This window comes from Biformimicrobium ophioploci, from assembly GCF_030270605.1.
Classification (GTDB): Bacteria; Pseudomonadota; Gammaproteobacteria; order Pseudomonadales; family Cellvibrionaceae; genus Biformimicrobium; species Biformimicrobium ophioploci.
The window spans coordinates 714,302-726,218 of the sequence record NZ_BSYJ01000002.1 but is presented as its reverse complement, the minus strand read 5'-3'; the positions used below and the strand labels follow the sequence as shown (position 1 = coordinate 726,218).

Sequence of the window (11,917 nt, the reverse complement as noted above, 5' to 3'; positions counted from 1 at the left end):
TCAGGCAGGCACGCGCGGGGCCGTGCGAAACAGTTCATTGCTGCCCGCGCCACAGGCCACCACCGTGCGCAACGCGGCCTCCACAGATACATGTGGCATGAATTCCACACACTCCCGCGGCACGTGGTAAACGAAACCTGAAGTGGGGATGGGCGCGGTCGGCACATACACCGTGCACTCACCACCTTCATGCTCTGAGGTAACGATTGCAGTCACGCTGAGCGGCACGCCGGGCCCGTGGATACGAACCTTCGCCACCTGCCCGGACAGCAGGCTCTGGTTGCCGTCCCCACCGAGAAACTGCGACACGATTTCGCGGATAGTCTTGTATCCCGGCGCAAGCCTCGCCAGCCAGTAATCCACCTGGGTATGTACCCAGCGCCCTATGCCGGTCTTGACCACCAGGCCGATCAGGAAGCAGCCGCTCAGTATCAGCGCAAATACCACCAGGCTTGCAAACGCGTCACTAAACTGTGAATTCGCCTCAACCCACGCGCTCGCCGGCGCCAACAGGCTGGAAACCTTGCTGAACAGCCACTGGGCAAGCAATACAAAGATAACGATGGGCAGTACAATACCGAGACCACCAAGCAACGTGAGCGACAGGAACGTCCTGACTTTTTTCATAGTGCGATATTCACAGACATGTTGAAGAAACTATGCGCAACCACCCTGCTGGCCGTTGCCGCCACCAGCGCCTACTCAGCGCCCGACATTCCATTCACGGAGATCGATCGCATCCAGCGCACCGACAATCATTTCACCCAGGGTCTGGAAATCAGTGGTAATCGCTGGTTTGAAAGTAGCGGCCGCTACGGGCACTCATGGCTAGCCGAGTATACAGATCCGGGCGCCAAAGCCATACAGCGCAAGTGGCTCGCAGGGGATCGCTTTGCGGAGGGGCTGACACTCGCAAACGGAAAGCTGTACCTGCTGACTTGGAAAGCGGGTGAAGTTTTTGTCTATGACAGCACAAGCCTGAAACTGCTAGACACACTCCACTATGAAGGTGAGGGCTGGGGGCTGGCGTTTGACGGCGAGCACCTGATCAAGAGTAACGGCAGCGACAAGCTGGTATTCCACGATCCAGAAGACTTCTCGGTAATCAAGACGCTGCAAGTGCGCGATGGGTTCAGGAAATGGGACCGCCTGAACGAACTGGAATTTGCCCACGGCCTGGTGTGGGCAAACGTCTGGTACGACAGCCGGATTCTCGCCATCGACCCGGACAACGGCCAGGTAGTTGGTATTGTGGACCTCAAGGATTACGCCCCAACCAGCCTGTCCGACCCGGGCATCGCTAATGGCATCGCCTGGGACAGGAACAGAAACGGGCTATGGGTTACCGGCAAGTACTGGCCGACGATCTACCTGATCCGCCCAGAGGGGCTGGGCTTTCAGAAGACCACAGATACGGACTAATTGTCGTCACGCAGGATCAGGTCCCCGCCACTCCGGATCGCCTCCAGGCTTTCACCGGCAATGTTCAGGCTGAAACCTACCCGCTGGCGCTCAAGGCGCACCCCCTCGGCAAGGCTTGCTCGCTCCAACAGGAAAATTACTTCCCCGTCATCTCCGGTCCACTCGACGGCCTCCAGGCTTCTCATCCCGGGAATCAGCAGTTTCAGGCTGGTTATGTTGGCCGGAATAGGCTTGAGGCTCAGGCTGGCTTCACCGCTCGCGGTCGCCACCTGATAGGACAGCGCAGAGCCACTGAATGACTTCAGGCCGAGGTGGGTATCCGCCCGGGCTGGCTCCAGGAAATGCACCGGTGCGGTGCAGCCCCCCAATAACAGAAGGGTCGTCAAGGTAATGAAACAGGCGCGCACAATTTATGTCCTTATAAATACTGGCTGCGGCCCCAAAAGTATAATTCTGTGCTAGCGGGTCATAGCCAAATTTAACGCCATAAAACGAGACGGAATTCCTGATTTCTCCGCATTGCCGCTGGCCAGCCTCCCAATTGCACTCCATGCTTTAATTTTCATTAAAAATGCGCCAAGCTTAGCCACCAAAATTCGTGATCACATTTAGCTCAGAGGACGCAAATGGCCAACGAAACCCATAGCCTGACCCAGGAGCAGCTGAACTCCTGGTGGATGCCGTTTACCCCCAACCGCGTGTTCAAGACCAATCCGAAGCTGTACGTGGCTGCGGAGGGCATGCATATGACCATGGCGGACGGCCGCAAGATCATCGATGCCACCGCAGGCCTCTGGTGTGTCAATGCCGGTCACGGGCGCAAGGAAATTGCCGATGCGGTGCACCAGCAATTGATGGATATGGACTACGCCAACCCGTTTGGCTTTGGCCACCCGAAAGCCTTTGAGCTGGCCCACCGCCTCGCGACGGAAATCGCCCCCGAAGGCCTGAACCGGGTATTCTTTACCAACTCGGGCAGTGAGGCGGTCGATACCGCCCTGAAAATGGCGCGCGCCTACTGGCGTGCCCGGGGCCAGGGCGAGAAGACCAAGTTTATCGCTCGCCACAAGGCCTACCACGGCGTCAACTTCGGCGGTGTATCCGTGGCTGGCCTGACACCCAACCGCAAAAACTTCGGCCCGGTAATCGAGGCGGACTTCCTGAACCACACACTGCTGCCGGAGAACGCCTTCAGCAAGGGCCAGCCGGAGCACGGCGCGGAGCTTGCCGATGAGCTGGAGCGCATTGTCGCACTGCACGACGCCAGCAATATTGCCGCAGTGATCGTGGAACCCATGTCCGGCGCGGGCGGCGTCATCCTGCCGCCAAAAGGCTATCTGGAGAAGTTGCGGGCCATCTGCGACAAGCACGACATCCTGCTGATCTTCGATGAGGTGATCACCTGCTATGGCCGCCTCGGCGCCAGCTGCGCCTCTGTCGCCACCGGCATCACCCCGGACATCATCACCTCAGCCAAGGGCCTGACCAACGGCGTGATCCCCATGGGTGCGGTCATGGCGAAGCAGGAAGTCTACGACGCCTGCATGCAGGGCCCCGAGAACATCCCGGAGTTCATGCACGGCTATACCTACTCCGGCCACCCGGTTGCCTGCGCGGCCGCACTGGCGACTTTGGATATCTACAAGAACGAGAAGCTGTTCGAGCGCGCTGGCACCACCGCAGAGATCTGGCAGGAAGGCATCCATCGCCTCGATGGCCTGCCCTACGTCACGGATGTACGTAACTGGGGCCTGGTCGGCGCAATCGACCTGGAGCCGCATGGGGAGCCCGGCCCGACCCGGGGCCAGCAGGTTGCCGCCAAGCTGCTGGAGAAAGGCATCACTGTCCGCGCCGCAGGCGATACGCTGATGATGTCACCGCCACTCATTATCGAAAGCAGCCATATCGACCAGATTTTTGACGCTTTCGAAGCCGTATTAAAAAGCTAGACTTGATCAATATATTTAACAAAAGGGCCCATTTCATGGGCCCTTTTTCTTTCTGCAGAACCGGACTTCGTGACCAGCCAGCCCCTCAGTAGCCACGCACACCACATTTCCCGAATAATCATTCAATTTACCGGTTGTAAAAGTTCTTAATCGCCCATAGACTCGCCCTCAATAACAATCACGTGCTTAAAACATGATCGCCTGAAGAGGACAGCATGAGCCAATCCATCGACCCTTCCCTGCTGGCCGGCCTCGAGCCAGAGCAAATGCAGGCTTTCTGGATGCCGTTTACGGCCAACCGCCACTTCAAAGCCAACCCGCGCCTGATCGTGGGTGCCGAAGGCATGTATTACACCAGTGCCGATGGCCGCTCGGTGCTCGACGGCTTCTCCGGCCTGTGGTGCTCCAATGCCGGCCACGGCCGCCGCGAGATTTCCGAAGCTGTGGCGCAACAGGTGCAGTCACTGGACTACTGCCCACCGTTCCAGTTTGGCCACCCGGATGCCTTCCGCCTGGCAGATCGCCTGGCGAAGATGGCGCCCGCAGACCTGAACCACGTATTCTTCTGTAATTCCGGCTCCGAAGCGGCTGACACCGCCCTCAAGATTGCCCGTGCCTACTGGCGCGCCAAAGGTCAGGGCAGCCGCACCAAGCTGATCGGCCGCGTGCAGGGTTACCACGGTGTGAACTTCGGCGGCATTTCTGTCGGCGGTATGGTCGGCAACCGCAAGCTGTTCGGGCCGGGTGTCGACGCCGACCACCTGCCCCACACCCTGCTGCCGGAAAATGCCTTCTCCCGCGGCCTGCCGGAACACGGCGGTGAGGAAATGGCAAACCGGCTGGAAGAACTGGTGGGCCTGCACGATGCCAGCAACATTGCGGCGGTGATCGTGGAGCCGTTTGCAGGCTCTGCGGGCGTAATCCTGCCGCCCAAGGGCTACCTGCAGAAATTGCGCGAGATCTGCGACAAGCACGATATCCTGCTGATCTTCGACGAAGTCATCACCGGCTTTGGTCGCACCGGATCCGCGTTCGCCGCAGAAGAGTTCGGCGTGCTGCCGGATATCATCACCACCGCCAAGGGTATCTCCAATGCCGCGGTACCGCTGGGTGCGGTATTCGTGCGCGACCATATCCATGAGGCTTTCATGCAGGGTCCCGAGCACCTGCCGGAACTGGCCCACGGCTACACCTACTCGGCGCACCCCGTTGCCTGTGCCGCGGCCATGGCCACGCTGGATATCTATGAAAACGAAAAGCTGTTCGAGCGGGTGCGTGAAATTTCGCCCTACTTCGAGGAAGCAGTACACAGCCTGAAGGGCAAACCGCACGTTGTGGACGTCCGCAACTACGGCCTGGCGGCGGCGATCCAGCTGGAGCCGCGCGCCGGCGAGGCAACCAAGCGCGCCATGGAAGCGGTCCTCGGCGCCTGGGAAGACGGGGTCCTGCTGCGCTGGACCGGCGACACCATCGCCATTGCGCCGCCATTTATCATTGAGCGCGAGCAGATCGACAAGATCGTCGAAACCATTGCTGCACAGCTCGAAAAAATTCAGTAACAGATAACGAAAGCCCGGCAGGGCATGGCCCGTAGCATTTGCCACGGGCACCGGAGGAGTAAGCATATGAATGTCGTAGGACACCTGATCAACGGCGAACTGGTCGCAGACAGCGGCCGTACACAGGACGTGTTCAACCCGTCCACGGGCGAGGCGACCAAGCAGGTAGCACTGGCCAGCAAGGCCACAGTAGAAGAAGCCATCGCAGCAGCCGAAGCTGCCTACCCGGCCTGGCGTGACACGCCGCCGATCAAGCGCGCGCGCATCATGTTCCGCCTGAAGGAATTGCTGGAGCAAAACGCGGACAAGATCTGTGAAATGATCACCGCAGAACACGGCAAGGTATTCAACGATGCCATGGGCGAACTGCAGCGCGGTATCGAGAACGTCGAATATGCCTGTTCTGCGCCGGAAGTTCTCAAGGGTGAGTACAGCCGTAACGTCGGCCCGGCCATCGACTCCTGGTCCGACTTCCAGCCGCTGGGCGTCTGTGCGGGCATCACCCCGTTCAACTTCCCGGCCATGGTGCCGATGTGGATGTGGCCGATGGCCGTTGCCTGCGGCAACACCTTCATACTGAAGCCCTCCGAACGCGACCCGAGCTCCGCGCTGTTCATGGCACAGTTGGGCCTTGAGGCCGGCCTGCCGGCAGGCGTCCTCAACGTCGTCAATGGCGACAAGGAAGCGGTTGACACCCTGCTGACCGACGCGCGCGTCAAGGCTGTCAGCTTTGTCGGCTCCACCCCGATCGCGGAGTACGTCTACACAACCGGCAATGCGCACGGCAAACGTGTACAGGCCTTCGGCGGTGCCAAGAACCACGCGATCGTCATGCCCGATGCAGACCTCGACAATGCTGTCAGCGCACTCATGGGTGCAGCCTACGGCTCCTGCGGTGAGCGCTGCATGGCGATCTCCGTTGCGGTTGCCGTCGGTGACGAAGTCGCGGATCAGCTTGTGGACAAGCTCAAGGAGCGCATCAGCGCACTGAAAGTCGGCGATGGCCTGGACAACAGCAACGATATGGGCCCACTGGTAACGCGCCAGCATCTGGACAAGGTCTGCGGCTACATCGCTTCCGGTATCGAGGAAGGTGCGGAGCTGGCGGTCGATGGGCGCGATCTGGTGGTACCGGGCTTCGAAAACGGCAACTACCTGGGTGCCTGCCTGTTTGACAAGGTCACCGCCGGTATGAAGATCTATACCGACGAAATCTTCGGCCCGGTGCTCTGCGTAGTCCGCGTGCAAAACATGCAGGAAGCCATGGAGCTGATCAACGCCCACGAATACGGCAACGGTACCTGTATCTTCACCCGCGATGGTGAGGCTGCGCGTTACTTTGCCGACAACATCCAGGTGGGCATGGTCGGCATCAATGTGCCGCTGCCGGTACCGGTTGCCTACCACAGCTTTGGCGGCTGGAAACGCTCCCTGTTCGGCGATCTGCACGCCTACGGCCCGGACTCTGTGCGCTTCTACACCAAGCGCAAGACCGTTACCCAGCGCTGGCCGGCTGGTGGCGTGCGTGAAAGCGCACAGTTCACCTTCCCAAGCAACGGCTAACCTCGAGTCCATCCAGAGGGGTGACCGCACAGCGGGCGCCCCTCTTCCATCCTCCCTCCCCTTTCTTCCCTCTCTCCCCTTTCTCCCCAGCGGCTACCCAGACACCGCTTCTCCCCACCCCCAAAACAGTGTTTCCAGCTATTGTCAGCACCCCCCAAGGGGATTAATCTCACGACAATACGCCTGCAGGAACCACCTTTCCAAAGGCACCCCACCCGAACCTAAAAAGAGGACTGCCAATGTCCCGTGTTGTTTCCCTGATACTGGCCACACTGCTGTGCCTGATTCCCCTCGCACATGCCAAGGCCGAGGATGCCGCGCAGATCGATACACCGATGGTACTCCTGAAGGGTGTTCCTTTTGAGGTAACGGTCACCGCCGCACTGCCAGATGAAAGCAGTGTTTTCCTGCAACTCAACGGGCAGACATTCGAATCCCGGGTAACAGAACAGGTCGCCACCTTTTCCGGCCTCACCGCAGATAGCGACTCGATCATCCGCGTGACCGACACCGCCGGCCAGCAACTGGTAGCGAAGGAGGTCCCGGCGATTGCGGGCTGGTTGTCGGTCGTGCCCGCCGTGCTGGCAGTCGCCATGGCAATGCTCCTGCGCAATGTGATCCTCGCACTGTTCACCGCACTGGTCTTCGGTGGGTGGCTTCTGTACGGGCTTGCCCCGGCGGGGCTGTTCAAATCTGTGTTGGACTCAGCCAACGTATGGGCGGTTCAGGCAGTCACCGATATAGAACACATGCAGGTCATCGTGTTCTGCTTCCTGATTGGGGGCATGGTGGGCATCGTTTCCAAAAATGGCGGCACCATGGGAATCGCGCGCTGGATGAGCGGTTTTATCCGCACGCGCAAGCAGACCCAGGCCAGCACCTCTGCGCTGGGCATAGCCATCTTCTTCGACGACTATGCGAATTCGCTGATCGTGGGGAATACCATGAAGAAGATCAGCGATACCATGCGAATCTCCCGCGAGAAGCTCGCATTTCTGGTGGATTCCACAGCGGCACCGGTCTCTGCAGTATTGCTGGTAACCACCTGGGTCGGTTTTCAGGTCGGTCTGATTGCAGACGGTGTGGAGAAAATTGCGGACTACCAGGAAAATGCCTACGGTATTTTTCTTAATTGTCTCGCCTATACCTTCTACCCCATGGCCGCGATTGCATTCGTGTTTATGGTTGCGCTGACCGGAAAGGACTTTGGCCCCATGCTCGCGGCGGAGCGCCGCGCTTTCCATACGGGCAAAACACTCTCCCCCGGCTCCTCCAATGGTGAAGAGGGCTCCCCTGAAGAGCGGGAACTCGACCCCAAACCGGGTGTGCCGCTCAAGGCCATCAATGCGGTGGTGCCCATGCTGGTACTGATCGTCGCCACCATTATTGGCATGGTGTATACCGGCTGGTACAGCCCTGATCGTGCGGATGACTCACTGCGTGAAATCATCGGCAACGCTGATGCATTCGGCTCCATGATGTGGGGCTCCACCATCGCCTGCCTTGCGGCTTTCTTCATGACGCTGTGGCAGCGACTGATGACCAGTGAGGAAATTACCAGTGCCTGGTTTACCGGCGCACGCTCAATCCTGCTGGTGATTTTTGTATTGTCGCTGGCGTGGTCGCTGTCTGCGGTCAACGATGCACTGCACACCAGTGACTACCTGATCCTGGCGCTGGGAGAGAAAATCAACCCGTACATGATGCCAACCCTGGTGTTCCTGCTGACCGCTTTTATGGCGTTCGCAACAGGGTCAAGCTGGGGAGTCTGGGGCATCATGATGCCGATGATCCTGCCACTGGCGTGGGCGGTGATGGCATTCAATGGCATGACTGCGGACGAGAGCCATATGCATATTTTTTATGCCTGCGTGGCTGCGGTACTGTCCGGCGGCCTGTTTGGAGACCATTGTTCGCCACTGGCAGAGAGCACCCTGTTATCTGCGATGGCGTGTGGCTGCGACCTGATTGACCATGTACGCACGCAAATGCCCTATGCTCTGGTCATTGCCGGGGCCAGCTCTGTACTGGGAACAATACCGACGGGTTACGGGCTGCCCTGGTGGGTCGCCTACCCGCTCGTATTCGGTGCCCTGTACGCTGTGCTTGCGTACTTCGGCAAATCCGCTGAAGAGCCCTGGGAACAGCCTGCCAAGGCTGCAGCAACTAAAGCGTCCTGAAACGCAGGAACAATTCACAAACAAAAAAAAGGGGTGCCAAGGCACCCCTTTCTCTTTTCGGTTCCAAGTTTAGAACTTGTAACCCAGACCCAGGTTGAATACCCATGGATCGATATCGGCACTGGCGTCGTAGCGGATATCACCATCCACGCCGTCGATAACGACTTCCACATCGGTATCAACGTCCATATAGGTCGCGCCGAAGTTGACCAGCCACTGGCTGTCCTCACCGAACAGAATGTCGATACCCAACTCACCGGTAATACCCCAGTCGTTGTCGATATCAATTCTCGCACCGCGAGGGCCAAGCGCATAACCATTGTCGATCAGGAAGTTCCGGGCCGTTGACGACAGTGATTCGTCATCCATACCGGAATAGTTAACCCCAAGGCCGACATAAGGTTGAACCCAGGATTCCACACACACCGGGTACCATTGCACCGTTACGGAAGGCAACCACATCTGGAAGTCACCAACATCGCCGGTCGCGCGCAATACCTCATTTTCGAAGTCTTCATCATCGAAGACCACATCACCGGTCAGGCGAAGGTTGAAGTCGTGCGTGGTTTCACCCGGTACGTATACCCCGATACCCCAGTGGTCAGCGACCAGAAGCGTACCCGAGATGAAGCCCGTGGTATCGTCATCAATACCGAAGGAAAGGCCCAGATCATCGATCTCGAAAATCCCATCCGGATCGGTAATGGTGGTATCCCCGAACCGCTTGATGCGATGACGATCACTGTCCGGATCAATCATGGTCACACCGAAACGAATTACTGCATCACCACCTTCGTAATCAGCCAGAGCCTGTTGTGCACCAATAACAGCAGTAATCGCTACGGCCAGCGGTGCAATCTTGCGCATCACTTTCATATAAAACTCCATTTACAAAAGCTGAGATTTCTCGCTGCAAATTAACAACCTCGAATTGAGTGTAGCCAGATTCGAATAGTCAGGTGACAAATTCACCTTTGGTAACGGGTTTTATTGGGAAAATAGTGTAAAAGGCGCGCAAATCGACACACAAAAAACTGCGCCGACCCGCTTTTAAAAGCATTTTGCAAAACGGAAGGGAAGGTATTTCCCCGGCTTCCAAATTGGGAATGGTTTTGCGGAAAAGTTACGAAAAAGCCGGGTAAGCTGAGGGGAGTCAGACAGGAAAAACAAATAAAAATCAGATTGGAGAGAGCCGCGGTAAATTATTTTTTACCGCCGCCCATACATTCCGGGCTGGAAGGGGCTTCACCCTGCCACTCATCCGGTGAGTAAAGATGCAATGCCAGCGCATGTACCGGACCGGCCAGCTCTTCCGCCAGCAAGCCATACACTTTCTGGTGCCGCTGCACCTTGCGCACACCATCAAAGGCTTCACTAACCATTACTACCCGAAAATGCTTTTCCGAGCCCGCCGGCACATTGTGCATGTGGCTTTCATTTTCTACAGTCAGGCGTGAAGGCGCGAGGCCCTGTTGCAACTTTTCAGCGATCCGATCTGCAAGGCTCATAGGTTATCTCCAACTAGTTTCCCTTTTGGCTACGGCCTGCACTCTGTTGCAAGCCTTTCTGGCGCTTCATCTATATACATTTATATAGGTTTGCACGTAAGAGGCAATCGCGGGGCCTCGAACTAGACCCAGAAATAGCCCGCACGCTGCCCTTCAATCGCCATACTGCCAGCCATGGCACCTTTCACTCGGGTCCGGTGCTGCATCCAGATACAACGCAAATAAAACATAGCCGTCAGGTACCTCGCATTCTGTAGCAAGCCCTCCCAGGGTGGGAATCAGGGCCGTGTGTTCAGAGAGCGAGATTATATCTGGCGGCTATTTTTTCATCAATGTGAGCGCGACCGGCCCGCCACTTTAAAAACTTATTCCCCCAACCGGAGCCATATCCGGTCGGTAAGGAATAAATTCCCAATATGCGCGAATCAGGCTGCGCCCATGGCGCGCACCATGGTGATCATGACACCCGCGGCAACGGCAGACCCGATGACCCCTGCCACATTCGGGCCCATGGCATGCATCAGCAGGAAGTTGTGCGGGTTGGCTTCGAGGCCCAGCTTGTTCGACACCCGCGCAGCCATCGGCACAGCCGAGACACCGGCCGAGCCAATCAACGGGTTGATCTTCTGCTTGCTGACCGCGTTCATGAATTTCGCCATCAGCACACCCATGGCAGTACCGATTGCAAATGCCACTATGCCGAGCGCCAGAATACCGAGGGTTTTCGGGTCCAGGAACTTGTCTGCAGCCAGCTTGGAGCCAACGGACAGCCCGAGGAAGATAGTGGTGATATTGATCAGGGCGTTCTGCGCGGTATCCGTCAACCGATCCACAACGCCGCACTCACGCATCAGGTTACCAAAGCAGAACATACCCAGCAGTGGCGTGGCGTCTGGCAGGAATATGGCAACGAGAATCAACAGAGCGAGCGGGAAGGCGATTTTTTCACGGCGCGACACGTGGCGCAGCTGGACCATTTCGATCTTGCGCTCTGCCTCGGAGGTGAGTGCACGCATGATCGGCGGCTGGATAAGCGGAACCAGAGCCATATAGGAATACGCTGCGACCGCGATTGCCCCGAGCAGGTCCGGCGCCAGCATACTGGAAACGTAGATCGCAGTCGGGCCATCCGCGCCGCCGATAATACCAATCGCGGCTGCATCAGCGATGCTGTAATCCATGATACCAAGCGCGGACAGACCTGCAGCGCCGAGCACGGTAGCGAAAATACCAAATTGCGCCGCGGCACCGAGGAACAGCGTACGCGGATTGGCCAGCAGCGGTCCGAAATCCGTCATCGCGCCGACGCCCATGAAAATTACCAGCGGCGCTACCCCGGATGCGATCGCGACAGTGTAAAACTTGTGGAGCATGCCATCGGTATAGCCCGCATCTGCCGCCATCTGCGCAGCAGCCTGCTGTATTGCCACAGGAGCACCACTCAGCGCATTTTTCAGGTCAACCAGCGATTCAGTCCCGACCAGCGCTGCCATCTGGCGCAGCAGGTTCACATCCCCACTGGCGATAGCGACTTCCACCGAAGAGAGCGCCAGCCCCGCCCCTGGCAGGTTCGCCAGAATGCCGCCAAAGCCGATCGGCACCAGCAGCAGCGGCTCGAATCGCTTGCGAATCGCGAGGAACAGTAACAGCAACCCGATCACAATCATGATCGACTGCCCCCAGGTAATCTGGGCTATCCCGGACTCCTGCCAAAGGCCAACAATATTTTCCATCAC

At 58.0% G+C, this 11,917-nt stretch carries 10 protein-coding genes; 5 read left to right on the top strand and 5 right to left on the bottom strand.

Annotated elements, in window-relative coordinates:
* Window positions 1-627 (bottom strand): DUF502 domain-containing protein, encoded by a 627-nt coding sequence (locus QSJ80_RS06565; RefSeq protein ID WP_285763607.1) that lies wholly within the window; start codon window positions 625-627, stop codon window positions 1-3.
* Window positions 628-645: 18 nt separating this feature from the next.
* On the opposite strand from QSJ80_RS06565, the gene QSJ80_RS06560 reads away from it, so the two are divergent.
* Entirely contained in the window at window positions 646-1,422 is a 777-nt protein-coding gene (locus tag QSJ80_RS06560; protein ID WP_285763606.1) for a glutaminyl-peptide cyclotransferase, read from the top strand.
* Here the strand turns inward: QSJ80_RS06560 and QSJ80_RS06555 are convergent.
* Window positions 1,419-1,829 (bottom strand): hypothetical protein, encoded by a 411-nt coding sequence (locus tag QSJ80_RS06555; RefSeq protein WP_285763605.1) that lies wholly within the window; start codon window positions 1,827-1,829, stop codon window positions 1,419-1,421. The two genes, QSJ80_RS06560 and QSJ80_RS06555, sit on opposite strands and share 4 nt — an antisense overlap.
* Before the next feature lie 219 nt (window positions 1,830-2,048).
* Between QSJ80_RS06555 and aptA (QSJ80_RS06550) the strand changes: the two genes are divergently transcribed.
* The 4 genes from aptA (QSJ80_RS06550) (at window position 2,049) to QSJ80_RS06535 (ending at window position 8,673) form a co-directional block, all read left to right on the top strand.
* On the top strand, window positions 2,049-3,371 hold the full coding sequence (aptA, locus tag QSJ80_RS06550) for an omega-aminotransferase AptA (RefSeq protein ID WP_285763604.1): 1,323 nt from the start codon (window positions 2,049-2,051) through the stop codon (window positions 3,369-3,371).
* A gap of 215 nt (window positions 3,372-3,586) precedes the next feature.
* Window positions 3,587-4,930: an omega-aminotransferase AptA gene (aptA, locus tag QSJ80_RS06545; RefSeq protein ID WP_285763603.1), complete on the top strand. Its 1,344-nt coding sequence runs from the start codon at window positions 3,587-3,589 to the stop codon at window positions 4,928-4,930.
* Between the two features lie 66 nt (window positions 4,931-4,996).
* The gene (locus QSJ80_RS06540; protein WP_285763602.1) at window positions 4,997-6,493 is read left to right on the top strand and encodes a CoA-acylating methylmalonate-semialdehyde dehydrogenase; all 1,497 of its coding nucleotides are present in this window, start codon (window positions 4,997-4,999) and stop codon (window positions 6,491-6,493) included.
* Between the two features lie 239 nt (window positions 6,494-6,732).
* Window positions 6,733-8,673 (top strand): Na+/H+ antiporter NhaC family protein, encoded by a 1,941-nt coding sequence (locus QSJ80_RS06535; protein WP_285763601.1) that lies wholly within the window; start codon window positions 6,733-6,735, stop codon window positions 8,671-8,673.
* A 69-nt stretch (window positions 8,674-8,742) separates the two neighbouring features.
* Here the strand turns inward: QSJ80_RS06535 and QSJ80_RS06530 are convergent, their stop codons facing one another.
* The 3 genes from QSJ80_RS06530 to QSJ80_RS06520 form a co-directional block, all read right to left on the bottom strand.
* Complete coding sequence (locus QSJ80_RS06530; RefSeq protein WP_285763600.1) at window positions 8,743-9,549, bottom strand: OmpW/AlkL family protein; 807 nt, start codon at window positions 9,547-9,549, stop codon at window positions 8,743-8,745.
* 326 nt (window positions 9,550-9,875) lie between these two features.
* Window positions 9,876-10,181 (bottom strand): BolA family protein, encoded by a 306-nt coding sequence (locus tag QSJ80_RS06525; RefSeq protein WP_285763599.1) that lies wholly within the window; start codon window positions 10,179-10,181, stop codon window positions 9,876-9,878.
* A 425-nt stretch (window positions 10,182-10,606) separates the two neighbouring features.
* Window positions 10,607-11,914: a sodium ion-translocating decarboxylase subunit beta gene (locus QSJ80_RS06520; protein WP_285763598.1), complete on the bottom strand. Its 1,308-nt coding sequence runs from the start codon at window positions 11,912-11,914 to the stop codon at window positions 10,607-10,609.
* Window positions 11,915-11,917: the final 3 nt, after the last annotated feature.